General features: G+C 41.0%; 27 protein-coding genes. 15 read left to right on the forward strand and 12 right to left on the reverse strand.

The genetic code is table 11. The features are described 5' to 3' along the window. The 5 genes from AC1Z3S_RS16180 to AC1Z3S_RS16200 form a co-directional block, all read right to left on the reverse strand. Window positions 1-161 (reverse strand): VOC family protein (locus AC1Z3S_RS16180; protein ID WP_461741336.1); only part of this gene is annotated, 161 nt, incomplete at its 3' end. A gap of 123 nt (window positions 162-284) precedes the next feature. Further along, window positions 285-641 carry an SdpI family protein gene (locus AC1Z3S_RS16185; RefSeq protein ID WP_461741221.1) on the reverse strand — a complete coding sequence of 119 codons (357 nt, stop codon included), beginning with the start codon at window positions 639-641 and terminating at the stop codon, window positions 285-287. Between the two features lie 149 nt (window positions 642-790). Next, on the reverse strand, window positions 791-2,392 hold the full coding sequence (locus AC1Z3S_RS16190) for a hypothetical protein (RefSeq protein ID WP_461741222.1): 1,602 nt from the start codon (window positions 2,390-2,392) through the stop codon (window positions 791-793). Window positions 2,393-2,606: 214 nt separating this feature from the next. Beyond that, window positions 2,607-3,962 carry a dihydrolipoyl dehydrogenase family protein gene (locus AC1Z3S_RS16195; protein WP_461741223.1) on the reverse strand — a complete coding sequence of 452 codons (1,356 nt, stop codon included), beginning with the start codon at window positions 3,960-3,962 and terminating at the stop codon, window positions 2,607-2,609. 141 nt (window positions 3,963-4,103) lie between these two features. Beyond that, on the reverse strand, window positions 4,104-4,826 hold the full coding sequence (locus AC1Z3S_RS16200) for a hypothetical protein (protein WP_461741224.1): 723 nt from the start codon (window positions 4,824-4,826) through the stop codon (window positions 4,104-4,106). A gap of 607 nt (window positions 4,827-5,433) precedes the next feature. Between AC1Z3S_RS16200 and AC1Z3S_RS16205 the strand changes: the two genes are divergently transcribed. Next, entirely contained in the window at window positions 5,434-6,801 is a 1,368-nt protein-coding gene (locus tag AC1Z3S_RS16205) for a glycoside hydrolase family 1 protein (protein ID WP_461741225.1), read from the forward strand. A 72-nt stretch (window positions 6,802-6,873) separates the two neighbouring features. Here AC1Z3S_RS16205 and AC1Z3S_RS16210 read toward each other — a convergent pair whose 3' ends face one another. Continuing rightward, window positions 6,874-7,464, reverse strand: coding sequence for a TMEM175 family protein (locus AC1Z3S_RS16210; RefSeq protein WP_265459408.1), 591 nt, complete (start codon window positions 7,462-7,464; stop codon window positions 6,874-6,876). 181 nt (window positions 7,465-7,645) lie between these two features. On the opposite strand from AC1Z3S_RS16210, the gene AC1Z3S_RS16215 reads away from it, so the two are divergent. From AC1Z3S_RS16215 to AC1Z3S_RS16230, 4 genes are all read left to right on the forward strand, one after another. After that, the gene (locus tag AC1Z3S_RS16215) at window positions 7,646-7,846 is read left to right on the forward strand and encodes a hypothetical protein (RefSeq protein ID WP_265459409.1); all 201 of its coding nucleotides are present in this window, start codon (window positions 7,646-7,648) and stop codon (window positions 7,844-7,846) included. Between the two features lie 335 nt (window positions 7,847-8,181). Beyond that, window positions 8,182-10,044, forward strand: a complete 1,863-nt coding sequence (locus AC1Z3S_RS16220) for a beta-glucoside-specific PTS transporter subunit IIABC (RefSeq protein ID WP_461741226.1) — start codon at window positions 8,182-8,184, stop codon at window positions 10,042-10,044. A 41-nt stretch (window positions 10,045-10,085) separates the two neighbouring features. Beyond that, window positions 10,086-11,549: a glycoside hydrolase family 1 protein gene (locus tag AC1Z3S_RS16225; protein WP_461741227.1), complete on the forward strand. Its 1,464-nt coding sequence runs from the start codon at window positions 10,086-10,088 to the stop codon at window positions 11,547-11,549. Window positions 11,550-11,570: 21 nt separating this feature from the next. Continuing rightward, on the forward strand, window positions 11,571-12,410 hold the full coding sequence (locus tag AC1Z3S_RS16230; RefSeq protein WP_461741228.1) for a PRD domain-containing protein: 840 nt from the start codon (window positions 11,571-11,573) through the stop codon (window positions 12,408-12,410). A 68-nt stretch (window positions 12,411-12,478) separates the two neighbouring features. On the opposite strand, the gene AC1Z3S_RS16235 is transcribed toward AC1Z3S_RS16230, so the two are convergent. Both AC1Z3S_RS16235 and AC1Z3S_RS16240 read right to left on the reverse strand, forming a co-directional pair. After that, window positions 12,479-12,799 (reverse strand): hypothetical protein, encoded by a 321-nt coding sequence (locus AC1Z3S_RS16235; RefSeq protein WP_461741229.1) that lies wholly within the window; start codon window positions 12,797-12,799, stop codon window positions 12,479-12,481. Next, window positions 12,783-13,025: a helix-turn-helix transcriptional regulator gene (locus tag AC1Z3S_RS16240; RefSeq protein ID WP_461741230.1), complete on the reverse strand. Its 243-nt coding sequence runs from the start codon at window positions 13,023-13,025 to the stop codon at window positions 12,783-12,785. Before AC1Z3S_RS16240 ends, AC1Z3S_RS16235 begins: the two co-directional genes overlap by 17 nt. 96 nt (window positions 13,026-13,121) lie before the next feature. Between AC1Z3S_RS16240 and AC1Z3S_RS16245 the strand changes: the two genes are divergently transcribed. After that, a complete protein-coding gene (locus tag AC1Z3S_RS16245; protein ID WP_461741231.1) occupies window positions 13,122-13,328 on the forward strand; it encodes a hypothetical protein in 207 nt (68 codons plus the stop codon). 73 nt (window positions 13,329-13,401) lie between these two features. On the opposite strand, the gene AC1Z3S_RS16250 is transcribed toward AC1Z3S_RS16245, so the two are convergent. Together AC1Z3S_RS16250 and AC1Z3S_RS16255 are read right to left on the reverse strand one after the other, a co-directional pair. Further along, window positions 13,402-14,202 (reverse strand): TraX family protein, encoded by an 801-nt coding sequence (locus AC1Z3S_RS16250; protein ID WP_461741232.1) that lies wholly within the window; start codon window positions 14,200-14,202, stop codon window positions 13,402-13,404. Window positions 14,203-14,406: 204 nt separating this feature from the next. After that, entirely contained in the window at window positions 14,407-15,225 is an 819-nt protein-coding gene (locus AC1Z3S_RS16255; protein WP_461736033.1) for a ZIP family metal transporter, read from the reverse strand. A gap of 190 nt (window positions 15,226-15,415) precedes the next feature. Between AC1Z3S_RS16255 and spxB the strand changes: the two genes are divergently transcribed. After that, window positions 15,416-17,140, forward strand: a complete 1,725-nt coding sequence (spxB, locus tag AC1Z3S_RS16260; protein WP_461741233.1) for a pyruvate oxidase — start codon at window positions 15,416-15,418, stop codon at window positions 17,138-17,140. A 58-nt stretch (window positions 17,141-17,198) separates the two neighbouring features. Here the strand turns inward: spxB and AC1Z3S_RS16265 are convergent, their stop codons facing one another. Beyond that, the gene (locus tag AC1Z3S_RS16265; protein WP_461741234.1) at window positions 17,199-17,498 is read right to left on the reverse strand and encodes a Dabb family protein; all 300 of its coding nucleotides are present in this window, start codon (window positions 17,496-17,498) and stop codon (window positions 17,199-17,201) included. Between the two features lie 300 nt (window positions 17,499-17,798). Here AC1Z3S_RS16265 and AC1Z3S_RS16270 point away from each other — a divergent pair, with 300 nt between their 5' ends. The 8 genes from AC1Z3S_RS16270 to AC1Z3S_RS16305 all read left to right on the forward strand — a co-directional run bounded on the left by AC1Z3S_RS16270 (window position 17,799) and on the right by AC1Z3S_RS16305 (window position 25,240). After that, window positions 17,799-18,275, forward strand: a complete 477-nt coding sequence (locus tag AC1Z3S_RS16270; protein ID WP_461741235.1) for a PTS sugar transporter subunit IIB — start codon at window positions 17,799-17,801, stop codon at window positions 18,273-18,275. A gap of 20 nt (window positions 18,276-18,295) precedes the next feature. Then, complete coding sequence (locus AC1Z3S_RS16275; RefSeq protein WP_461741236.1) at window positions 18,296-19,096, forward strand: PTS mannose/fructose/sorbose/N-acetylgalactosamine transporter subunit IIC; 801 nt, start codon at window positions 18,296-18,298, stop codon at window positions 19,094-19,096. After that, complete coding sequence (locus AC1Z3S_RS16280; protein ID WP_461741237.1) at window positions 19,089-19,898, forward strand: PTS system mannose/fructose/sorbose family transporter subunit IID; 810 nt, start codon at window positions 19,089-19,091, stop codon at window positions 19,896-19,898. Before AC1Z3S_RS16275 ends, AC1Z3S_RS16280 begins: the two co-directional genes overlap by 8 nt. Before the next feature lie 231 nt (window positions 19,899-20,129). Further along, window positions 20,130-20,549 carry a PTS sugar transporter subunit IIA gene (locus tag AC1Z3S_RS16285; RefSeq protein ID WP_461741238.1) on the forward strand — a complete coding sequence of 140 codons (420 nt, stop codon included), beginning with the start codon at window positions 20,130-20,132 and terminating at the stop codon, window positions 20,547-20,549. Next, window positions 20,549-22,225 (forward strand): glycoside hydrolase family 13 protein, encoded by a 1,677-nt coding sequence (locus tag AC1Z3S_RS16290; RefSeq protein ID WP_461741239.1) that lies wholly within the window; start codon window positions 20,549-20,551, stop codon window positions 22,223-22,225. The genes AC1Z3S_RS16285 and AC1Z3S_RS16290 overlap by 1 nt, the downstream gene beginning before the upstream one ends. A gap of 80 nt (window positions 22,226-22,305) precedes the next feature. Then, complete coding sequence (locus AC1Z3S_RS16295) at window positions 22,306-23,061, forward strand: MurR/RpiR family transcriptional regulator (protein ID WP_461736041.1); 756 nt, start codon at window positions 22,306-22,308, stop codon at window positions 23,059-23,061. A 230-nt stretch (window positions 23,062-23,291) separates the two neighbouring features. Further along, window positions 23,292-23,531 carry a DUF2922 domain-containing protein gene (locus AC1Z3S_RS16300; RefSeq protein ID WP_461741240.1) on the forward strand — a complete coding sequence of 80 codons (240 nt, stop codon included), beginning with the start codon at window positions 23,292-23,294 and terminating at the stop codon, window positions 23,529-23,531. Window positions 23,532-23,620: 89 nt separating this feature from the next. Further along, a complete protein-coding gene (locus AC1Z3S_RS16305; protein WP_461741337.1) occupies window positions 23,621-25,240 on the forward strand; it encodes an ABC-F family ATP-binding cassette domain-containing protein in 1,620 nt (539 codons plus the stop codon). Window positions 25,241-25,299: 59 nt separating this feature from the next. Here the strand turns inward: AC1Z3S_RS16305 and AC1Z3S_RS16310 are convergent, their stop codons facing one another. Then, window positions 25,300-26,169: a DegV family protein gene (locus tag AC1Z3S_RS16310; RefSeq protein WP_461741241.1), complete on the reverse strand. Its 870-nt coding sequence runs from the start codon at window positions 26,167-26,169 to the stop codon at window positions 25,300-25,302. Window positions 26,170-26,299: the final 130 nt, after the last annotated feature.

Here is a 26,299-nt window from a genome sequence, read left to right on the forward strand (position 1 = left end):
TACATAAATAGAGATAAATCACCGCTACCTGTTTCAAACTTAGCAAAGTCTCCACCCTCCCAATCGGTATGAAGTCCTAAGGTATCTCGATAAAATTTGACCATTGTGTCAATGTCACCAACAAGTAACCCTGTTCCTGTTGTAACTTTCTTTCCGTCCAAAATAATTCAGCTCCTTTATCTCTTTTCGCTTATTCCCCCTCAGTATATCATGAAAGCTCTTACCTTTGAGTCCATAAAACCCTGAGTTTATCTACTCCTCTTTTATCCTTTTTAAATGAACAATCACGATCCACTTTTCAAAACCTTTTGTATCCTTAGCAAAGATACACACACCACTATAAGTTGTCCTGCAGTGATGGCATAGCTCAATGGTTCTTGCATTTTGGGTATAAAAATTAATAGTAGCAACATGCCGCCCCCGCTGACAATCAGTAAAAATATGCCTAGCTTGAACCAAATTTTTCCGAGCATTTTTTGAGCGAGGTCCCAATTTTTTTGATTTTTCATGGAAAGTTTTGTGCGATAGCCAAAGGTCTTGTTGATCTCCCGTGGTGGTTCGTTTTTAAAAAGGACACCAAAAATAATCAACAAAACCGGCATAATTAGATTGACCACTAATAAACCAAGCCACTGCAACATTACTTTTCCTCCTTAATAATTTCACTTTGCTTCTCTATTGCCACAGAAATTTTGTCGCCCTACCAAATTTCATAAGTTTCACCTTCATTCACTTCCATAAGAACTCCAAAGGGTTTTGCACTTAGTTACATTTCCAACTGAATCCCCTACTAATAAGAGAGAATTAGCGTATTTTCTCCCAACTGACTTTTAACAATTGGATTGCCTATTTCTGTCAGCAGAGCAGCTGTCAGCTCTTGATCATTAAAGATTAATTTGGTTTGCTGATATTTTATGACAGGCACAATGACTTCCTCATCATTTGTCTCACTAGTCCATTGAACAATCAGCTGACCGTCTTTTACCTGTTTTGAAAATTGTTTTTCATTGAATAAAATATATTCCTCATAAAGATCATAATTGTTTTTCTTCTCAGTGGAATATAACGGCAAATAATCTGGTGTTGATTTTTCAACCAAGGCCAACGACAAGGACAAATCATCACAATAAAACGAAGCTTTAATCTGCTGAAAATCATCTGTTGCTAAAAAAACATGCTGGCCGCTGTTGATAAACGAAGCATCTTCATTGTCCCAATCTGACAAAGTCACCGTGTATAAAATCAACGAATGACTAATACATAGGCCAATCACAACAGGTGCCAGCTTTTGATATTTTTTCAACCAAGTCAGCTGGTCTTCAGAGATTGATAAGGCCAGCCCACTTAACAAACAAATCGTTGCTGGCACAAAAAAACGAAAAGGAAATTGGACTGTCTGCACCATGACAAAATCCATTTCATATAAAAACTTCCAGGGAAATAAATTTGACGACAAAACGGTAAAGAAAACAAACGATAGCGTAAAGAACTTATTTAACGGTGAAAAATTTTTAAATTTTTTGAAGCTAAGCAGCAGAACAAGCAGTATGATAATCGGCAAAATAAATGGATTAATCAACCAATACCAGCTGCTACTCGTAATTGTTTGGTTATAAATCCCCCGATTAATAAAGGGCTGCACAAGCTGATTTTCGCTATAAATCTTTCCCAATGAGTACCAGACGTTTGCCGTCAGCGGCAAAAAAATTACTACAGAGAGTAGCAGTTGGAGCAGTAACCGTTGTTTATTTCCCCTTTTAGAAAAACAATATAGATAGGCAAATAAATACAGTATCGCCAGAAAAACACTAGATAAAAAATGCAACTGAAACATCACTGCCATTGAAAATGCGATTGGCAGCGGTCTAAATTGCTGCGCCTTGATTAAATCAATCAAAGGAATCAAGCACAGCGGCAGCAAAGCCGCTCCCCAGCTCGAATACCCCTGCCGGATAACCCAATAAGAAACTGCGTAGGTTGTCATATAAATTAAACTGAAATTCCGTGCTAGCTGCTCTCTTATTGCCATTTTTCTTAATAAAAAAAACAGCGACAAGCCTGCCGTTAAAAAGAGCAGGAAATTAGTAATAATTTGAAACTTATACCAAGACTGACACAGCAGCAAAATCAGACCAAAGAAATAAGAAAATATCTGTGAATACAAGGGCGTGACTATTCGGCCGGTCTGTTGAAAGCCATAGAGGGAAATGAAAAACTGGAAGTCCTGCTGTTCAATCTGCTGCGCCGTGTCAAAGAAGCGATTGAAATGGAAGAGGGCATCCGACCCGATAATCATCTTACCGGAAATAGTTTGCGGCAACACTAAAATCAGGCTAACAAGAAAAATAATCCCGATATTTTTTGACAATGACTTTTTGAAAAATTTATTCAACCCATTTACTCCTTAAGAATCATAGTCGCTCAGTTTCTATCCTTACTTGATTTATTATACTATAAAGGTGCGTGGGGCTTTTTGATGCTAATACTTTTTTCATATCACATCTGACAGCTTAACGAAATTTATTGGTCTACAAAAAAAGCCCAACGACAATAGCCGCTGGGCTAAAATTTTGACTTGTTTATTAATGATAATTTTATCGAACTTCTTAGGCTAAGCTATTGTATAAGAAAAATAACATTTCGCTCGTAACTGGATGGCTGTATGTTAAATTCGTCAGTGATTCATAAGGCAAATTTTCTCTCATAGCTAAGCTGAGTAAGTTAATAACCTCAGGTGAATTTTCAATATACAACGTTGCGCCTAAAATTTGGTGAGTCTCCTTGTCCACCACCGTTTTCATAAATCCTGTGGTGTCACCGGTAATTCTTGAACGCAGGGTGCCAGATGCCGGTAAAAAGCTCGTTAAAACATTGGCTTTGTCAACTTGTTCTTCATGGACACCGATTGAAGCCACTGGTGTGTTTAAAAACAAAACTAATGGATAGACCGCTTGTTCTTTGGAGACGGTCAATTGCTTTTCACCATATAAAAAGTCCGCAATAATGCGATTATCAGAAAGAGAAATATAGGTGAATTGGCCACCACCTTTGACATCTCCTTCAACAAAGATGTGAGGAATATTAGTCTGCAGGTGGTCGTTGTATTTGATACCTTTGTCATCGTACTCGACACCTGCCGCTGCCAAATTTAAGCCCTCGGTTTGTGGACGCCGGCCGGTAGCAACTAGAATTGCATCGGCTTTAATGCTTAGAGGTTCTTTTTCTCCAAGGGTAAATAGCACCTCAGCATCATGGGAACCATCAACAATTTCTTCAATCGTTGCGCCTGAGAAAATCCGAATGCCTTCTGCAGTCAAATTTGCTAAAATTGCGTCGGCGGTTTCCCGGTCATATTTCGGCAAAAAGCTTGTGTAAGTGTCTAAAACGGTGACTTGCGTACCAAAGTTATTATAAATCGTCGCCATTTCTAAACCGATGGCGCCGCCGCCGATAATAGTTAAACGATCTGGCAAATCAAATAATTCCATAATACTAGTGCTATCATATGCGTATTTACTGTCTTTTAATCCGTTGATTTCTGGATAAGCGGTGGTGGCGCCGGTATTAATAATAATTCGTTTTCCAAATAAGACGGTTTCGTTATCAGCCACATCCGTCACCTTTACATGATGCTCATCAACAAAAGAGCCTTTGCCATTAATAATATCTGCTCCGCCATCAGCAATCATATGGTAACCGACGGAACGTAAATTCTCAACGGTCGCCATTTTTTCTAGCACGGCTTGACGATAATTTTCTTTTTGCGAGAGTGCTTGATCAGGATGTTGTGAAGCATACAAAAGTTCTTTAGAAGGAATACAGCCTATTGTGAAACAGGTACCTCCATAGCGCTCACGACTTGCCTCAATCACAGCCACACTTTCTCCGTGGGCGGTCATGGTATTAGCTAATACTTTAGGTCCTTGGCCGAAGCCGATAATAATATTATCATATTTTTTCATGGGTCATCCTCCTGTCCTGATTCGTGTTGCCAGTATACTACCAAAATAAAAAAGAAGTAACTCATTAGCCTTAGCCAATGAGTTACAGGTGGGTTGAAAAAGGAGACTCCTCTCTCATTTTTTATTTAATAACAGGTCTGATTAGTTCAAGTCATCTTTGACTTCTGTGTAAAGGTCAGCCCGTTTACCAGAGGTTGCCAATGTAGAAAGAGCAGCAGAGGCAGTGTGGTCAAAGCTAGTTTCTTTCATATCAGTTACTTCCCAAACACCAGAAGAGAATGGCGTTTCGTAGTCGCCAGTTGAAGTGTTTTCAACGGTGATTACATACATATCATTTTCCATTGTAACAGTAGCTTTCAAGTAGTTATCAGAAGTGCCATACACTAAATCGCCATCGTTAGCTGTCACAGCGGTTGAGGTTGTTGCATCAGGAGCGGCAAACAAAGCGATTTGATCAGTGATGTCCACTGTGTCAGTATCATCAAACATTGAAGAGCTCAAAGCAATACCATCTTCAGATTCAGGAGCAAAGTACCAGCCTTTTTCACCAGAAGCTGCGTGCATGAAGGCAAAGTGTAAATATTCTTCGCTGCTAGAAACCGGCACTTCAAAAGTTACTGTATCGCCTGGTAATGTAATTTCTTTAGCAGAACCATCTGAACTGGTGTCGCTACCGATAATTTCACCAGCTGTTGCGCTAGTAACAGTTGCTTCACTAGAAGAGCTGGTGCTCATGGAAGAACTCATAGAAGTCGATTCACTTGTGCTGCTTGAGCTGGAAGAAGTTGTGCTTGATCCACAAGCTGCTAATAAAACTGTTAAGGCTGCAAGGCTAACCCCGCTAATAATTGCTTTTTTAAACATAAATAAACATCTCCTTTATTTTTGTACGACTGAGTACGTTCATTAGTCTATTCCCCGGCTCTTTTTTCGTCAAAACCTTGACTTGCATCTGCTTTTTAGCAAATTGGTTTTTTCTTACTCTCTAGATTCAACAGCATAAAAATTATTGAAATATGAAAAAAACAAAGCGGTTTTCTTTAAAAATTTTCGAAAAAGAATAATTCAACTAAAAAATGAAACCTGTTAGTCACCTCTGTCATTTTTAGCTAAATCTATAAAAAAAGTGAACGTATACAACTCGATTCAATGCAATTTAAATAGAAAACGTTTTAATTACGGTCATTATTATTTATTATCCCTTGTTTAAAAGAATACTAATTTTGAATTCAGTTGATTTGATTAACTGATGAGACGATAATTTCTTTTAGCTGCTTAATACTTCATCGTAAAACCAACAGATGTACTTGATTGCAATAACCTTTTATATTCAGACAAGTGGAGCTCATCCTGCCGATATATCAAATAAAATGATTTAAATTTTCAACGTCTAGCAGAGCAACTTAACTCAACACTACAAAGTAAGCGGATTCTATTTTATAATAGAGTTATCAATGAAAGGAGCGTTTGCATGAATACTTTTCCAAAGGATTTTTTATGGGGGGCGTCCACCAGTGCTTATCAAGTGGAGGGGGCTTGGAATGAAGATGGCAAGGAGCCGTCCGTTCAAGATGTTCGGCCGCCAGTTCCGGGGACCACGGATTTTAAGGTTGCCTCTGATCACTATCATCATATGAAAGAAGATGTTCAATTATTTAAAGAGTTGGGCTTGAAGGCTTATCGTTTTTCGATTGCTTGGACGCGAGTGCTGCCAAATGGCAAACTCAATCCTGCCGGGTTGCAATTTTATCAGGACTTAATTGATGAACTGTTAGCTAATGGCATCGAACCTATTCCAACGGTTTTTCATTTTGATTTGCCGGCCTCGCTACAAGCGCAAGGTGGTTGGAGCAATCGGAAAACAATTGATGCTTTTGTCGAATATTGCCAAGTGCTTTTTGATACCTTTGGTGATCGAATCAACTATTGGCAGACCATTAATGAACAAAATATGTTGGTGTTTGCCGGTGCAGCCATCGGCGGAGAGCAAGCCGATTGGAAGGATGTCTTTCAGGGCAATCACCATATGCTAGTAGCGCAAGCCAAAGTGATGAAGCTTTACCATGAGGGCCATTATCCTGGCAAAATTGGCCCAGCGCCAAACATCGCCTGTGTGTATCCCAAAACAGAAGCGCCAGAGGATATGCTGGCGGCAGAATATATGTCGGCTATTCGCAATTGGTTGTTCTTGGATGCAGCTGTTTTTGGCACCTATAATACAATGGCATGGCATATTCTAGAAACGCTCCACGCAGCACCTGAAGTGACCGAAGAAGATCGCGAAATCATGCTGGCGGGCACTGCTGATTTTATCGCTTTTAATTATTATAATTCGATGACCGTTTCCGGAGCGAATACCAAAGGAGGCGGTGCTAAAGATCAGCAATCTGGTTTTTCACTACCGGGCTTTTTCCAAATGGAACAAAACGAGCATCTGCAAACCACGGCTTTTTCTAAATGGGCCATTGATCCAGTGGGCCTGAGAACCACAGCACATCAAATTTATAGCCGTTATCGGCTGCCGTTGTTAATTACAGAAAACGGCTTAGGTCAAGAGGATGTCTTGACTGAAGATGGTCAGGTGCATGATGATTACCGAATTGATTATTTGAATGACCATATCCAACAGGTCTACTTAGCGATTCAAGACGGTGTCGAATTATTCGGCTATTGCCCGTGGAGCGCCCTTGATTTGATTAGTACCCATGAAGGCTACAAAAAACGCTACGGCTTTATTTATGTCAACCGTGATGACTTTGATTTGAAGGATTTAAAACGCTATAAAAAAGATAGCTTCTATTGGTATCAAAAAGTCATTCAGGATAATGGCTTAGCTTAATTTATTAAAATAAAAACCAGCTGCCGCTGTGGAAACCTAAATTGCTTTAGGACCACAGGAGCAGCTGGCTTTTTATTTGCCGGCGTACTTATCGATATTTTCTTCAATTTTCTTTTGCGGCACCGCCCAGATAAGCAGCACCAAAGTATTGATGACAATCACCAGAATTGGCGCCACAAAGTAGCCTAAGAGCAAACCTAAAATATTAGCCCCAATCGAAATAAATAATTTCGTATGGTCGCTATTCAGCACACCAATCGCCGAATTTTTACCATTAGCCTTCACCAGAGTCGTATTTAAAATATAATACGCCACATTAGCGCCAAGGGTAACAAATCCGTAAACAGCTTGCGGCGGCCAAGCGAAAAGGCCTTCTCCTACCCAAGCCGTCGCAAAAGGAAACAGTGACAAGGTGAAAATCAAAAAGTTGTTGGCCCATAAGACTTTGCCGTTGATTCGATGAACAATTTGAAACATGTGGTGGTGATTGTTCCAATAAATGGCTAGGGTGACAAAGCTGATGACATAGACCAAAATCTTATGTTCTGACTCAAAAAAAGCACTCCAAGTTGGCTCGCTGGGGGTAGCAATTTCTAACACCAGCAAAGTCATGACAATTGCAATCACCGCATCGGTAAACGCCTCAATCCGTGTTTTTGACATTTTTATCTCCTCACATCTCTCTCTTATCTAATTTAATATTTTAGGCTTTTTCAGCTTTTTTTGCGAGATTTTACTCTTTTAAGAGGTCTGAGAAGAAAATCAGTCTTTAGATGGATGTCGATAACACTCGTTCTTGTTAAAGTATATATATACTAATTCAAGAGAAATGAGGCAGATTATTATGAGAAGTTCATCCCCTATTGTCAATATATTAAAAGTTATTGGTTTGTTTATCGTAGCAGGTATTGTCTTAAATATCCTCTTTGGTTTAATCGGCGGTATTCTCTGGGTGGCTGTGAAAATTGCTCTGCCAATCGCTCTAGCTATTTGGCTGGTTCGCTGGCTGACAACACCAAAAGATTCCCGCCGCAGATATTATTAAACACTGCGAGCCCGGTTCACATAAAATTTAACTCACATACTTCCTTCTAGCGGGAGTACGTGAGTTTTTTTATTCGCAACAGCCTTTTTGTTTCAGCGAAAAATTCTCAGATTTTGCAAACAACCTAAAATAATTTAAAAAAATGTTTGCGTTTCCAAATAATTGTGCTATGATACATACATATTAATTACAGGCATGTGACTGGTAATGCAGGCAGGACCTAAATAAGTTGTTAGTCTAATTCTCTAGGGATGGACTGTCGATTTATTTAAGTGCTGCCTTTTTTGCGTCCATTCGGCCAAGTGGATGCAAAAAAATTAGAAAAGAGGGATTGTATGAACTACCAAGAAACAGCAAAAGAAATCGTTCAAGAAATTGGCGGGAAAGAAAATGTCTCCCATTTGGAGCACTGCTCCACTAGATTGCGTTTTACATTAAAAGACAGCAAGAAAGCTGATAAAGCGGCGCTGGAAAATATCGACGGTGTGATGGGTGTGCGCCAAAATGTGCAGACCCAAGTTATCATCGGCAATGAAGTTGTCGAAGTTTTTGATGAAGTCAAAAAAATAATCGGTGACACAGTAGACACTGGCGGCTCAGAAAATAATGGCCCCAAAGAAAAACAAAAAATCGGCGCCGTCGTGCTTGATTTTATTATTTCCGTTTTTCAACCTTTGATTCCAGCGATTGCCGGCGGCGGAATTTTACGTTCGCTTTTATTGTTAGCTTCCCTGCTAGGCGTGATGAGCGACCAAAGCTCGACTTATCAAGTCTTGTATCAAGTCGGCGGCGCTCCCCTTTACTTTTTACCGATTCTCGTGGCGATTACGACCGCCAAAAAATTAAAGGTCAATGAACTTGTTGCGGTCTCAGTTGTCGGCGTGATGATTTTACCAAGCTTGACGGCGATGATTTCAGAAGGAACCTCAGTGTTATCCTTTGGTATTGAAAACATTGACTATGGCTCTCAAGTATTTCCAGCCATCTTAACGGTTCTGTTTTATTCTGTTATGGAAAAATTCTTCACCAAATATTCCTTCAAGGCCATTCGGATTTTCTTTGTGCCGATGATGAGCTTGTTGATAACAGCGCCAGTTGCCCTATTGATTTTAGGCCCACTTGGCTTTAATGTCGGAACGGCCTTTTCTAGTGTAATTGTTGCCTTGTATGAAAACTTAGGCTGGGTGGCAACTGGTTTACTGGCTGCCGTTTTACCATTGATGGTCGTAACCGGGATGCACAAAGCGATGATTCCTTATGCGGTTTCTTCTATGAGCGAGCTGGGGATGGAACTGCTTTATCTGCCGGCTTCATTGGCTCATAATATTTCTGAATCTGGTGCCTGTTTTGCTGTCAGTTTGAGAACAAAGGATAAAAAATTACGGGCAACAGCTATCTCAGCCGGAATTTCTGCTTTGTTTGGTATTACTGAACCCGCTTTGTATGGGGTGACAATTCTTCATAAACGTGTGTTATACAGCGTGATGCTTTCCAGTTTAATTGGTGGCGCTGTTGCTGGAATTACAGCTATTCGGGCCTTCGCTTTAGTCGGACCTGGTTTAGCTAGTATCACGATGTACGCTGATCCAAGTAATGCGATGAATCTAGTTTGGGCTTTTGTCGTCTTCGGTCTTTCCTTTGCGCTATCCTTTGTCTTTGTCTTAGTTTCCTTTAAAGATGCCAAAGCAGCAGAAGCTGCGCCGGAAGAAACAACTTTGCCGCAAAATTTAACAGCTGATTATACAGAAACATTGATGAGTCCCGTGACTGGTAAAGTCATTCCCTTGTCAGAAGTCAAAGATGATGTGTTTTCCAGCGGCATGGTCGGCGGCGGTGTCGGCATTGTTCCAGAAGAAGGAAAATTATATGCCCCAGCTGACGGTGAAGTGACGATGGTTTTTGAAACTGGTCATGCCTTAGGTTTACGCTTAGACTGTGGTGCTGAAATTTTATTCCATGTCGGCCTTGATACCGTCCAAATGCAAGGCACTGGCTTTACTCCAAAAGTTCAAGCGGGCGACCGGGTGACCAAAGGCCAATTGCTGATTGAATTTGATATTCAAGCGATTCAAGCAGCCGGCTTTGATGATACAGTCATCTATGTGGTGACCAATCAAGATAAATTTACGGTTGAACCACTGCAGGAAGATACCAATGTCACCAATGAATCAAAATTATTAACGATAAGTTTAGCTTAAAAAAAGAATCTCAATAGTGTAAAATACAAAGGAGAAATATTATGACAAACAATGCATTTCCAAAAGGATTTTTATGGGGTGGCGCCATTGCCGCGAATCAAGTTGAAGGTGGCTGGGATGTTGACGGCAAAGGCATGTCTGTAGCTGATATTGCCTCTTACAAGCCCAATGTTGACAACACCAATTACGCGGCCCACTGGGAAGTGACCACTGAATCAATTGAAGCGGCGATTGCGGATAAAACCGACAAATGGTATCCCAAACGCCGAGGCATTGATTTTTATCATCGCTACCAAGAAGACTTAGCTTTGTTTGCCGAAATTGGCTTTAAAACACTGCGTTTATCAATCGCTTGGACGCGTCTCTTTCCAACTGGCGAAGAATTGGAACCAAATGAAGCCGGTGTTGCTTTTTACGAAAATGTTTTTAAGGAAATGAAGCGGTTAAACATCGAACCGATTGTTACCTTGTCCCATTATGAAATGCCCGTTGCCTTAAGCTTAAATTACAACGGCTGGGTCAATCGTCGGGTGGTTGATGACTTTGTCCGCTTTGCGAATGTTTGTTTTGACCGCTTTGGAAAATATGTAAAATATTGGCTGACCTTTAATGAAATTGACAGCATCCATCGTCATCCCTTCACCACCGCCGGCATTATTCCTGACAAAAGTGCGGCTGGCCAATATGAAGCGGACATTTACCAAGCTTTGCATCATCAATTTGTAGCCAGTGCGCTGGTCACCAAAGATGCCCATGCAAAAATTCCTGGCAGCCAAGTTGGTTGTATGTTGACCAAACTGATGACCTACCCATTAACCTGTGCGCCGCTGGATGTCGAGCTGACATTGAAGAAAAATTTAGAAAATGATTTCTATGCGGACGTACAAGTCTTTGGCGAATATCCAAAAATGATTTTGAAGGACTTGCAAAAGCGCCACGTTATGCCAGAAATGGTTATTGGTGATTTAGAAATACTAAAGGAACACACCGTTGATTTTGTCTCCTTCAGCTATTACATGTCGATGGCTGAATCTGCTGACCCGAATGCGGAAAGAACTCCGGGCAATACAGTATTGGGCGTGAAAAATCCTTATCTGCCTTCCACTGAATGGGGCTGGCAAATTGATCCAAAAGGCTTGAAAATCTCCTTGATTGAATTATACGATCGCTATCATTTGCCGTTAATGATTGTTGAAAATGGTATGGGGGCTGTCGATAAAGTCGAGGATGGTAAAGTTCATGATGATTACCGGATGGAGTATTTCACCGCCCATTTCAAACAGATGAAAGAAGCGATTGATGAAGGTGTTGATTTGGTCGGCTACACTAGCTGGGGCCCGATTGATTTAGTCAGTGCAGGTACATCGCAAATGTCTAAGCGTTATGGTTTCATCTATGTCGATGCCGATGATGAGGGCAATGGTACTTACGACCGACTGCGGAAGGACTCTTTTTACTGGTACCAAAAAGTAATTGAAACAAACGGAGCTTCTTTAGCAGACTAATTTTTTAAAGGAGGTGAACTGGTGAGCGTTATCAAAAAAGTTCTCAACAGCAGTGTGGTCCTCGTCGAAAAAAACGGCCAGGAAATGATTGCGCTGGGCAAAGGTATCGGCTTTGGCAAAAAAGCCGGCGAAGAAATTTCTGATGAACAGGTGGACAAGATTTTTTTGGAGGCCGACGAACAGAAACCTTCCCAACTTGCAGAACTGGTGGGGGAAATTCCCTTTGAGTTTTTTGAATTGACCCGTGACATCATCCAAGATGCCCAAGAAAAGTTGGCAAAGGAGCTAAACAGCAATCTTTATTTAACTTTGACCGACCACCTGCATTTTGCCGTTGAACGGGGCCAAGAAAACTTGCCGATTACCAACCGCCTCCATTGGGAAATTAAAAGCTATTATCCAAAAGAGTTTGCCGTGGCTTTAACCGCCTTGGAAAAACTTAATCAGACCTATCAGATTGACTTGCCAGAAGAAGAGGCCAGCAACATCGCCTTTCATTTGATTAATGCCCAAGTCAGCCAAACTGATGCAGCTGATGGCTTTCGCTATGCCAAGATGACGGGCGAAATCGTCAACCTAGTTCGTTACTCGATTCAAAGGGAATTGGATACAAATTCCCTGCATTACACGCGTTTTATCACCCATGTGCGCTTTTTCGTGGAACGTTTCTTCTCAGAGAGCCTTTTACACGAAGGCGAAACAGCCCTCCACGACCAAATGTGGAATCTATTTCCTGAAGCGGCCGAAATTGCCGTCAAGGTCCGGGACTTTTTGGAGAAGACTTACAAAAAGACGATTCCCAACGAAGAAACATTTTATCTGGCTGTCCATATCAATCGCTTGTTGAAGCATATGGGTTAGTAGATTTATAAAAAACCATCCTAGAACAGATCGGCTAAGCTGAAAGCCAATGTTCTGGGATGGTTTTTTTATGAAATTAAACGTCTGTATTGAAAAACTGTGTAGCTGAATGCAACCAGGCCTGTCATTAGCAAACAGGTTAATAAAAACACCTGCCAGTTGATAGGATTTAGAATAAATAAGAAGGTTAAAAGTGGCATCAATACCATCAAACTTACCGTCGCAATTTTCTGTCCCAAATAATCAGAACGCTCATCATCGCCCATTTTAAATAGCAGGAAAAAAATTGCTAAAACTAACATAACTACCGCAAAGATGATGCCTACAATTAGTAGTCGGTTTTGATTCTGATTAAGTAAACTAATTCCTTGATCAACGTGAGCTATCACTTTTATTTCCTCCCTCGTATTTAAAAATATCATTAATATCCGCTTCAAAAAAAGCTGCTATGCGAAAAGCCAACAATAACGACGGCAAATAATTGCTTTTTTCCATCGATAAAATTGTCTGCTTTGAAACGCCGACTGCTTCTGCTAATTCCCGCTGTGAGAGTCGTGCCAAAACACGGTATTCATAAACTTTATTTTGAATACCATCGCCAAAATCTTTTTTCATAATTTCGCCACCTAATTAATATTACTTTACTATTATACAAGTTTACTTTACCTATGTAAAACTTTATTATATAATTTTGTAAAAAGGAGTCCAATTATGGCTGAATACGAAAAAGATTTTATTTTGCGGCAACACAAGGATTTGGCAAAAGCTTTAAGTGCTTTTTTAGAGGATACTTCGGTGGATGATATTATGCAGTGGGAACAAGAAAATGGACAGAAATACCAGTCTGATACCTCTGAAAAAAGTAAAACTGTTCCTCAGAAAACTGACGAGAAAATCGAATCTGACAAAAACGATTAACTAGGTGAGTTAAGAAAAAAAACCTCCCGAATTGCTTTCACCAACTCGGGAGGTCAACACTAATTCTATTCGACTAAGCATTGATTGCCATTAAAATATCCCGCAGTACATAAATAATAATCAAGTGTAGCGGGTAAAAATAATAAAACAAATTTTTCTGCCACACAGCACCGCTGCCCCCCCGCTGGCCATTGTAGAAATAAATAAATGGCAACACGGTAATCATCATAAATTCATTGTCAAAGGTTAAAACTTGATAGAGACTGCCCATATCTGGCAACGAAAGAAAATTGAAGATGCCATGGGCCAAAAGCAGTCCGCTAAACAAAGAAACGCCAATGGCAATCTTGCCGAATTGCCCTCTAAAGAAATAGAAAATCAGCGCCATCACCAGCTCATAGGGACCGCCTTCGCTAAGCAGTAAAAATGGCAGTATCAAAATCAGTACAAAACTCAGCAGAATTCTTTTTTGCCAACAGAGACCCTTTTTCAAAATGATCTCTAAGAGCCAAATCAGCGCAAACAATAATGCCAGTGTCATAAAAATATTTTGCCCCTGCAGCAATAGGAAAACATCAAACTCACCTGTATAGGGATTAACAAAACTGGTTTGTGTTATCAAATTGTGGGCTATATTGATGCCATACATGCCGATGCCGCCGATAAATAATCGTAGAAAATATCGCTGGCGATTACTGGTATGATGAAAGCCCTCAACAAGCATAAACACAAACAGTGGTGCAACAAAGCGGCCTAGTAATGAAACCCAGAGTGGCCAGCCTAAAAAATTTCCTAAATAACTATTTACATGGTCAATCACCATAAAGATGATGCCAATTATTTTCAAATCAAAACCTGATAAAAACTTCTGCATAAATTTCCTCCTGCTGTTATTTAACTTTCACAGTGTAGCATGAAGTCTCACCTGAAAAATCCTTTTCTCGGCTGATTTTTAAATCAGCCTTAAGATGGAGCTAGCGGAAATACTTTGCTTCAAAGCAAGCGCTGAAAAATCGGCCAAGACAAAAAAAGTCTGGTGAAATGTTGCTATCATTTCACCAGACTTTCTTATTCATTTTTACCCTAAAGCTACATCCAAAATCATCATAATCAAAAAGCCGACCATCACACCAAAGACCGCAAAGTGACGGCGGCTGGTGATGCTTTGTTGGGCTTCGGGAATTAATTCCTCCACCACTACATAAATCATTGCGCCGGCCGCAAAGGCTAAAGCATATGGCAGTAAAACCGTCACTCGGCTGACTAATAAAGCACCAATGACACCGGCAATCGGTTCAACAATACCTGAAGCCTGACCGTAAAGAAATGATTTCCAACGGCTGAGACCTTCTTGTCGTAAGGGAATCGAAACGGCGGCACCTTCTGGAAAGTTTTGAATTCCAATCCCTAAAGCTACTGAGATGGCGGCTAGAACAGCTGCGTTTGGATTATCCGCAGAGGCTGCTGCTCCAAAGGCCACTCCAACGGCCAGCCCTTCAGGAATATTGTGGAGTGTAATCGAAAAAACCAACAAAATGGTTCGTTTTAAATGAGTCGGAATCCCCTCAGTTTCATGATTGGGCCCAAAGTGCATATGGGGAATCGTCTTATCTGAAATATAAAGAAATAATCCGCCAAAGCCAAAGCCGATTGCCACCACTAACCAAGCGATGTCACCATTTTCCTCCGCCCGAGCGATGGCCGGATCAAGAAGTGACCAAAAACTGGCTGCAATCATCACGCCGGAGGCAAAGCCCAACATAAAATTCAAGACTTCTTTTTTGATATTTTTAAAAAAGAAGACCAGCCCCGCTCCAAAAGCGGTCATTAAATAAGTAAAACCTGTCCCCACCAGCGCCTGCTGCCAAGGACTTAACGCAAATAACCATGCTAACATAATTTCCCCTCCTTTTTCATTTTCATTTCTTAAAAATAAAAAGTCAAAATAATCGCTAACCCAAGAGTACCATATTAGAAAACGAATTTCTAGGCTCGCCTAAACTATTCAAGAGCATTTGTTTTCTTTTAAAAATTATCCGCGTTATAATGACCTCAGAAATCCTAAAAAAGATATTGGAGTGATAGAAATGGCAAACAAAATTAATGCCGGTGTCGCAATGATCAAAGTCTTCGAATCTTGGGGAATTGACCATATCTATGGAATACCTGGCGGCTCATTTAATTCAACGATGGACGCTTTGTACAAAGAACGGGAATCAGTTAAATACATTCAAGTACGTCACGAAGAAGTTGGAGCTCTTGCTGCTGCTGCTGATGCCAAATTAACTGGCAAAGTTGGCGCTGTCTTTGGTTCAGCTGGACCAGGCGCTACACATTTAATCAACGGCTTATACGATGCCCAAATGGATCATGTACCAGTCGTTGCTCTATTAGGTCAAGTCGCTTCAACAGCAATGAATTATAATTCCTTCCAAGAATTAAATGAAAATCCAATGTTCGCTGACGTCAGTGTTTACAACCGCACTGTTATGACGCCAGAAAGTCTGCCCCACGTTGTCGATGAAGCCATTAAAGCAGCTTATAAATACAACGGCGTGGCAGTGGTGACCATCCCTGTTGATTACGGCTATGCAGAAATTGACGATTTAGAAATTTCAACTGCTAAAAATCATAAAAAAGGCGTGATTCAACCAGACGATGCTGATTTGAAAGCTGTCTTGCCTTTGATTGAAGCAGCTAAAAAACCTGTCTTGTATGTGGGTCAAGGTGTCCGCGGCGGAGCGGATGCCGTGCAAGCCTTCTCTGAACATTTTTCAATGCCGGTGGCTGCCGCTGTTTTAGCCAAAGGAATTATTCCTGACAGCTACCACAACTTTTTAGGCTTTGCGGCTCGGGTCGCAACCAAACCCGCCAACGAAGCGTTAGCCGATGCTGATTTTATTTTATTTGTCGGCAGTGATTTCCCATTTGCTGCTTACTTCTTTAACCCAGCTGCCAAATTTGTTCAAATTGATATTGATGCTTCCAAATTTGGTCGTCGCCATAAAACTGATTTAACTGTGCTTGGTGATGGCGCAACAGCTTTGCGTAAATTGGTAGAATTTGGTAAAGCTCGACCAGCGGATGCTTGGTTAGCTGCCAATCAACAAAATATTGTCAACTGGCGGGCTTGGTTACAAAGCCGCGCGGATGTGACTGAAGGTGATTTATCACCAGAACCAGTTTACAAACAAGTCAAACGCATCGCTGAAGACAGTGCCGTCTTTGTCACAGATGTTGGTAATTCAACTATTCAATCGATTCGTAATTTAGATTTAAACGGCCAACAATTGCACACGACTTCTGGTTGGTTTGCAACTATGGGAAATGGTGTACCAGGCGGGATTGCCGCTCAATTAAGTTTCCCTGACCGCCAAGTCTTTACCTTTAGTGGTGACGGTGGTTTTGCCATGGTGATGCAAGACATCATCACCCAAGCCAAATACAAATTGCCAATCATCAACATCGTCTTCTCGAATAATTCCTTTGGCTTTATTGAAGCCGAACAAGAAGACAGTGGCCAAAAAGAATTTGGGGTCTTCCTAGAAGGCGCTGACTTTGGTAAAGCCGGCGAAGCCCTCGGCGCAAAAGGCTTCACAATTACCGAAATTTCTCAATTGCCAGCCGCCTTTGATGCAGCTAAAAACAGTGATGGCCCAGTCGTAATAGATGTTAAAATCAAAAACGATCGCCCATTACCGGTGGAAGATTTGCATTTAGACCCTGACAAATTCCCAGCAGACGAAATTGCCGCCTTCAAAGAACGTTATGGCGTGCATGACCTGCCAACATTAAATGAATTCCTAAAATAATTCTCTGAAAATAAAAACAAAGCACAGCGGGTAAAATCGCTGTGCTTTGTTTTTTTATCTATTCTTCAAAATCAAGGCAAACCCGATTTTTTACTACACTACTGGCCCAATTACTCACCCGCACATGCTCCGGATGAATTTGGTAGGCTGCCAATGCCTCAGCACTTTCAAATAAGCTGTAGACTGCCACATCATGATTACTAGTTGGCAATAAATCCAGCACCACCTCAAAGGAAATAATCCCAGGAATAATCGCCTTTAACCCTTCTAAATTCCGCTTCAACTGCTCTGCATTTCGGCGCTTTTCAGCAGCCGAAAATTTCTGTTTTAAATTCCAGCTGACGATGTGTCTGATCATAGTTTTAACTCCCTCCACCACTTGATAATTTATCTTAATTTCCAATGCTTTCACTATACTTAATTTTTAACTGAATGAATAGCTGTGATGCCCTAATGATAGATCTGAATCAATTTCTCAGGGAATTTTCCCGGCCAAATGACACTTATACCAAGAAAAACAGTCGTTTCCCAGAAAGACGGCAAACTATTGTTTCTGACCTTTTTTGGCTCTATACTGCAAATTGTAAACGATCACAAAATAAAAAATCTGTTAACCAAAAAAATAAAAAACAGATTTAAATCAAAGGGGAAATATAATATGGGACTAGTATTAGCAAGAATCGATCAGCGTTTAATTCACGGAATTGTTGTTACCCAGTGGGCCGGTGCTACTAAAGCAAAACGTTTAATGGTGGTGGACGATGAAGTCAGCAAAGATGAAGTCCAAAAGGCAGCCATGCGCATGAGTAAACCAGCTGGCACTGGCATGTCAATCATTGATGTTGAGACTGCGATTACGAATTTTAATAGCGGCAAATACGATAGCCACAATGTCTTTATGATTGTTAGGGAACCGGAAACTTTAATTCGCTTGGCTGAAGGCGGTGTCAAAATTCCTAAAGTCAATATCGGGATTATCTTTGACGGCGAAGGCAAAGAAACCGTGAAAAAAATGGTTTCTGTGGATGAAAAAGAAGTTGCTGATTTGAAAAAATTAGAAGCAATGGGTATTCCTGTGACCTTCCATTTTGTTCCGGGTGATGCAGAAGAAAGTTTAGCAACATATATTAAATAAAAAAGTAAGGTGGCCTTCCCATGGAAATTATACAAGGACTATTAATTATCGCATTATCAATCTGGATGGTCTGGGACCAACAGGGCTTGGTTGTAACAACTTGGTTCCCAATTATGGTAGCGCTCTTTGCAGGCATTATTATGGGGGACATGGCAACGGCTATGGTCATCGGCGGAACTTTCCAGCTAATGGCATTAGGCGTAGCAAATATCGGCGGCTCCTCCGTCCCTAACTGGGGCTTAGCGGCTTTAGTCGGCATTTATGTTGCCATCCGAACAACAAATAATATTGAAGAAGCTAAGGCTGTTGCATTAGCAGTTGGCGTACCGGTTGGGATGTTGGGAATTCAATTAGATGTTTTAGCCAAAATTTTAAATACCTATGTGACTCATGCGGCTCAAACTGCTGCCAATCAAATGAATTTCAAAAAAATGAATCGTATTTTATGGTTGGGCCCCGTTATCTTCGGTTTAACAACCGCTGTACCGACCGCTCTCTGTGTGTTATTCGGTGACCGGATTGTCAATTTGATTTTGAACTTCGTACCAGAATGGTTTACTAACGGCTTGTCAATTGCCGGCAGTATGCTCCCAGTTGTCGGGATTGCATTATTGCTCCAAGTAATGCCAGTCAAAAAATATCTGACGATGCTTTTATTGGGCTTCGTTTTAGCGGCTTACTTGAATCTGCCAATTCTTGGTGTTTCAATTGTCGGTTTCGCTTTGGCCTATTACTTCTTCACGACTGAAATGAAGAAGAGCAGCCCAGAAGCAGCCACAGAAGTCGGCACAGTTGATGAAGGAGATGACTTTGATGAATAATCCCGAAACAAAATTAACTAAAAAAGATATCAATCAAGCCGCTTTTCGCTATATGTTTATGGCTTGTAACATTTTTAATTACGAAAATCAACAAGGTCCGGCTGTTGTTTACGGCTTGGAAAAAGCGTTGCGGAAGATTCATCCTAATGATGAGGATTATGTCGCTTCAATCAACAATCAGTTTAAGTATTTCAACACAACCACTTGGATGGCCAACCTATTATTAGGGGCCAGTTTGGCAATGGAGGAAAAAGACGGTGTCGATTCATTGGAGGCCGTGCAAAACTTTAAAACCGGTATGATGGGGCCATTAGCCGGCGTCGGTGATACCTTAGTTTGGGTCTTGTATCCAACAATCATGGGTTCAATTGCTGCTTACATGGGGCTTGAAGGTAATCCAACAGGAGCGATTATCTGGCTGCTGCTAAACATTTTCTTCTTGTTTTTCCGCTTTAAATTATTTTCTATCGGCTATACATCCGGTATCAAATTGGTAACAGCTTTAGGCGCAAAGATTTCAGTCTTCACCGAAGCGGCATCTATTATGGGGCTGACAGTAGTGGGGGCATTAATTCCCTCAGTTGTTAAAATCAATGTCGGCCTGGTCTTTCAATCTGGTGAAGTCGAATTACCGATTCAATCGCAAATTTTAGACAGCATTATGCCAGCTTTATTGCCAGCCTTGTTAACCTTTGCAGTATACAAGCTGATTGCCACCAAAAAAATGAGTGTCATTCAAATCATTTTCGCCGTGATTATTTTAGCTTTAATTCTGTCGTTCTTCGGTGTCTTAACCGTTTAAAAAAAATTAGGAGCCTGTGACATTAGTCTTTTAACAGTTAACATCCCAAACTATCTTATACATGTCTTTGTGGCCTATGACTCCGCAAGACAGAAAGCACATTTGCTGATGCGGACCCGTGGATTCGTACTGCAAATTGACCATATTTAATGGCTCTTGCCAGAGCTTGTTCAAGAAGTTTGATTCTATTTTAACTAATGGCAATGTCACTTTTCATAAAAGGAGTAGCTTATGCGAAAAATTATTTTAGCCAGCCACCATAATTTAGCGGTGGGAATGAAGGATACTTTAGAATATATTATGCCTAACGTCGGTACAATTACAACCATCGCCGCTTACACCACTAATACGCCGGTTGATCAAGAAATTGCTGATGCATTGGCAGACATCACTGCTGCTGATGAAGCCTTAATTTTTACCGATTTACTCGGCGGGTCCGTCAATCAAAATTTCACTAAATATCTAAACCAACCCAATATCCATGTGATTGCGGGGATGAATTTACCGGTGATTATGTCCTGTTTGCTGCCTCTAAGTGATAGTCCAATTGAGCCTGCTCAGTTGCGGCAAGGGGTCGCAGAAGGTCAGCAGCAAGTTATTTATGTGAATGACTACTTAGCCCAACAAACAATCGATGAGGATGATGAATAATGACAGCTGAATGGTGGAAAAATAGTGTCGTCTATCAAGTTTACCCGCAGAGTTTTAAAGACAGTAACAATGATGGCATTGGCGATTTTCAAGGCATCATCGAAAAATTACCTTATCTAGCACAGTTGGGGATTGATGTGATTTGGTTGAATCCGATTTTTGATTCCCCTTTAATCGACAATGGCTATGACATCGCTGACTATGAAAAAATTTTACCCCAGTATGGCACGATGGCTGACTTTAAAGAATTATTAGCGAAGGCTCATGAATTAAAGATTCGCATTATTTTAGATTTAGTCGTCAATCATACGAGTGATTTACATCAATGGTTTGTCGAATCCAAAAAAGATCAAGACAATCCCTATGCTGACTACTATATTTGGAAGGACCCGCAGCCAGATGGTTCTACGCCAAACAACTGGGGTTCAACCTTTGGCGGCCCTGCCTGGGAATATGTTGAAAGCCGCAACCAATATTATCTCCATTGTTTTGCCAAAGAACAGCCGGATTTAAATTGGGAAAATGAAACACTTCGTCAAGAAATCTATGCTATGATGCGCAAATGGTTTGAATTAGGCATTGACGGCTTCCGCATGGATGTTATCAGTTTAATCAGCAAAGATCCAGCTTATCCCGATGCTCCTGAGACTTTGGCTTACACCAAATCTTATTACGCCGGTGCTTCAAATGGTCCCCGTGTCCATGAATTTTTACATGAGATGCACCAAGAAGTCCTCAGTCATTACGATGTGATGACGGTTGGCGAAACGCCAAACACTAATAGCAGTCAAGCGCAACTTTACACCTTACCTGAGCGGGAAGAATTAAACATGCTTTTCCATTTTGATCATATGCATTTAGACTATGGCAAATACGGCAAGTTTTCTGATATTCGTTTCAAATTAAGCGATTTGCGGGATACTTTAAGCGAATGGCAGGAAAAATTAGCTGACGGCTGGAACTCGCTATATTGGAGTAATCACGATCAACCGCGGGCGGTCACCCGCTTTGGTGATGATGGGGAATATCGGGAAATTTCTGCTAAAATGTTAGCCACGCTACTCCACATGATGAAGGGGACCCCTTTTATTTTTCAAGGGGAGGAATTAGCGATGAAAAACGTGCCCTTCACCGATATTTCTGAGTATCAGGATATTGAAACCAAATATTTTTATCAAGAAATGACTGCCGCTGGTGAAACGCCGGCAGCTATTCAAAAGGCTATCTATCTAAAATCCCGGGACAATGCCCGCACGCCGATGCCTTGGAACAGTGAAGCCAATAGCGGCTTTTCCGACGCCAAACCGTGGATTAATTATTCCCCGGACAATCGTTGGATTAATGTTGAGGACACCTTAGCAGATGCAAATTCTGTCTTTTATTATTACCAAAAATTAATTGTCCTTAGAAAAGAATATCCCATCATTCAAATGGGTGATTATCAGCTGATTAATGACAATGATTCAGCAGTCTATAGTTATCTGAGAACCTATCAAGGGGAAACTTTGTTGGTGCTATGTTCCTTCAGCAAAGAAAAGGTCAACGTCACTGTTCCTCCAGAGTTAATACTTAAAGATGCACAACTATTAATTCATAACTATTCTGACGTTGCCAAAAAGCCAACCGCTACTATGCCCCTTCGACCATATGAAGCGCTTGTTTATCTTTTAAAATAACCCCCTAAAAACCTGTGGGAAATCTGCTTGATTTCTCACAGGTTTTTTTCTAGTATGGAGGTGAGAGGAGCTGAGCGCTGATGAATTTCGACCAACATATTAAAATAAATTACGAAAGCCTATCTGAAAATGAACAAGAAATGGTTTACTACATTCGCAACCATCGTCAAGAAGTGATTAAATTATCGATTGTTGAGCTTGGGGATGTGCTGTTATCTTCCAAAAGCTCGGTTTTACGCCTAGCCAAAAAATTAGGTTTTCGCGGCTTTTCCGAGATGAAATACTCAATTGAGCAATCGCTTTTTCAAGCGACGATTGCGCCGACTGATTTAGTTGCCTCCTTGAAAAAAGAAATTGAGCAAACCTTTCAATACGCTGAGCAAACCAATTTCCAGCCTTTATTGGATAAAATCAAACAGGCCAAGCAGCTGCATCTCTATGCGACTGGCTTCACCCAAAATAATTACACTAAAGATTTTGCTAATGATTTATTTTTATCTGGCCGACCAAATTTTCTGATTTCTGGTGAGACAAATTTCGAAATGATTAGCCAGACGCTCACTGCAGATGATTTAGTGATTGTCACCTCTCTAAGTGGAGAAACGCCGGCCATTAAAGACACCATTCGTAATTTACAGCTGAACAAAGTACCCATTTGCAGTATCACGGCCTTTGGCAAAAGTTTTCTCGGAGAAGCCGCTGACTTTCAACTGTATTATGAAATCACAGACCTGCCTAGTCCGGTAATCGGCGGCGGCAATTCCATGATTGGCTTAAATATTATTTTGACTATTTTAGCCCGAAAATATCGTGAATTTGTCCTATTTGATGAGTAAATGAATAACTGCCTGAACTTACAAAGAACTGCTTTGATCCTGCAAGACTCCTCTTAAAAGTGAGCTTGAGAATCTGTTAGCAGAAGTTTATCTTTGTAAGTTTTTTTACGATTTTCCTCTACTACCCCTTAAATTTCTTGATTTTTCCTTAAGAAAACTTTTCCGCGTTTATTTTCTTCCGTTAAAAATTGTGTTTATTGTGAAGACTAATTTTGAAAGGAATGAAGAAAATGTTAGAACTTCATTTAGAATTTGAAACAGCTAGTGGGGAGTCGGAAACTTTGGTGGTGTATCAGCCAAACCCTGATTTGACGCCTAAGAAAATCATTGAGCGGATGCGGGAAATTTGCGACTGGCATGGCTTCCAGAAAAATTGCCAACCGCTTTTCACCGGTATTATCGGTGCCAAATATGTTGAGCGCAAGGAGGAACCGGTTTTCAGACTGCTGGGTAAAGATTTAGACCTGTGAGGCTAGGCGCCTTGAAAGTTTCCCTTTTCCCCGCTATAATGCTTAGAGGCCCTGTGCCCACTATGAAAAAAAGCGAGGAAAATAATTCATTGATTACTGTAACTGATGTAAGTTTACAATTTCCTGATCGTAAACTTTTTGATGATGTCACGATAAAATTTACTCCCGGCAATTGCTACGGCTTAATCGGTGCCAATGGTGCTGGTAAATCAACCTTTTTAAAAATTCTTTCCGGCGAATTACAACCGACCACCGGTAACATTTCTTTAGGACCAAATGAACGGATGGCGACATTGCGTCAGAATCATTTCGACTATGAAAATGTTCCTGTGATTGAAACGGTGATGATGGGCCACAAGCGCCTCTATGAAGTCATGAAGGAAAAAGATGCCATCTATATGAAGGAAGATTTTTCTGATGAAGACGGCATCAAAGCCGCTGAATTAGAAGGCGAATTTGCGGAATTGAATGGTTGGGAAGCTGAACCAGAAGCAGCTGTCTTGCTGCAAGGTTTGAATATTCCAGAAGACTTGCACCACCAAAACATGAGCGAACTGACAGCTGGTCAAAAAATTAAAGTCCTGCTGGCTCAATCACTTTTCGGCAAACCTGATGTCCTTTTACTAGACGAGCCGACTAACGGCTTGGATATTCAGTCAATCAACTGGTTGGAAGAATTTTTAATTAATTTTGAAAATACGGTCATCGTCGTTTCCCATGACCGCCACTTTTTAAACAAAGTCTGCACCCATATGGCCGACCTTGATTTCAGCAAAATTAAACTCTATGTCGGCAACTATGACTTCTGGTTGGAATCTAGCCAACTGGCAGCTCGCCTGCAAGCTGATTCCAATGCTAAAAAAGAAGAACAGATTAAAGAACTGCAAGACTTTATCGCACGTTTTAGCGCAAACGCTTCGAAGTCAAAACAAGCGACCTCCCGGAAAAAAATGCTGGATAAAATCACCTTGGATGATATTCAACCATCATCCCGCCGCTATCCTTTTGTCGGCTTCAAACCCGAAAGAGAAATCGGCAATGATTTATTGCAGGTGGACAATGTCAGCGTAACGATCGACGGCAAGAAAATCTTGGACAATATTTCCTTCACTTTAAATAAGGATGACAAAGTGGCCTTTGTTGCCGAAAATGATATTGTCACCACGACTTTATTTAAAGTTTTGATGGGGGAAACTACCCCTGACACCGGCTCTGTCCGCTGGGGTGTTACCACCAGCCAAGCTTATTTACCGAAGGATTCGACTAGCGAATTTAATTCTGAGATGACGATTTTAGATTGGCTGCGGCAATTTGCCTCAAAAGAAGAAGATGACAATACTTTCTTGCGCAGTTTCTTAGGTCGCATGTTATTTTCCGGCGATGAAGTCTTGAAACCAGTCAATGTTTTATCCGGTGGCGAAAAAGTTCGCTGTCTATTGTCCAAAATGATGCTGTCAAAAGCTAATGTTTTGGTTTTAGATGACCCGACTAACCACTTGGACTTGGAATCAATCACTGCTTTAAATGATGGCTTAATTGCTTTCACCGGCTCACTGTTGTTTGCATCCCATGACCATCAGTTTATTCAAACTTTGGCCAATCGGATTATTGCCATCTCCGATAAAGGCGTGGTTGACCGGGCGGAAACAACCTATGACGACTTCTTAGAAAATCCTGAAGTCCAAAAACAATTAGCCACAATGAAATAAAAAATAAACGAGGAGTGAAGTTAGCCTAAAAGCTAATTTTCACTCCTCGTTTTTATTTGCTACTGTCTCACAGCACCATAGGAAAATAATGCGATACAACCATACCCCGTATGGCTGGTAATCGTTGGGCCTAATGGATATAAATCAAGGCCTTTGACCGGTAGCTGAGCTAAGACCATCTCTTTGACCTTCTCAGCACTTTCAAGGTCACCGGCATATGCTAATAATAATTGCTGTTGTTCTGGATGTTCAATCAATGCAGTAGTTTCTTCGACAACTTTTTGCAGAGCTTTATTACGCCCGCGTGTTTTGCCGACATTTTGTAATTTTCCAGCAGCATCGACATTAATAATCGGTTTGACGTTCATCAAACCGCCCAGTGTTGCTGCTGTTTTAGAAATCCGGCCGCCCCGATGCAGATGGTCCAAGTCATCAACGGTCACCCAAGATTGCACTGTCATTTTAATTTTTTCAAGTTCTGCCACGATTTCCGCTAAAGCTAAGCCACTATCCCGCAGTTCAGCTGCCTTCAAAACCAACAGGCCCTGCCCTAAACTGGCCGCTAGCGTATCTAAAACATAAACTTGCGGGTCTTTATCATATTCCTCCCGCAGCATCTCTACGGCCTGCAGAGCGCTTTGATAAGAACCGCTCAACCCGGAAGAAAAGCACAGGTACAGCACCGGAATATTTTGATCCACATAGCCTTTAAAAAATTCTAAATAGCGTCCGACATTAATTTGGGAAGTCGTCGGCTGCGAGCCCCGCTGAATCTCCGCCAAAAATTTCGGATAATCAAAGGTTTCCCCTAAGTCATCAGGATATTCATGTCCATCCATCTGCACCAGCATAGGAATAAACGTGACCGCCTTCTCCTGCAGAATTTGATAGGGAATATCACAGCAAGAATCCGTCATAATCTGATACATGGTTTCCCCCCTAAATACTTATTTGTAAATATCATACCATTTTGCAGGTGATTTTACTTCTAAAAAGTTGTTCAACCGTTTGCAGGCGAGCTTCTTTACTAGGAAAATTTTAAAAGCTCTGAAAAGCCGT

The organism is Enterococcus sp. LJL90 (assembly GCF_056924355.1).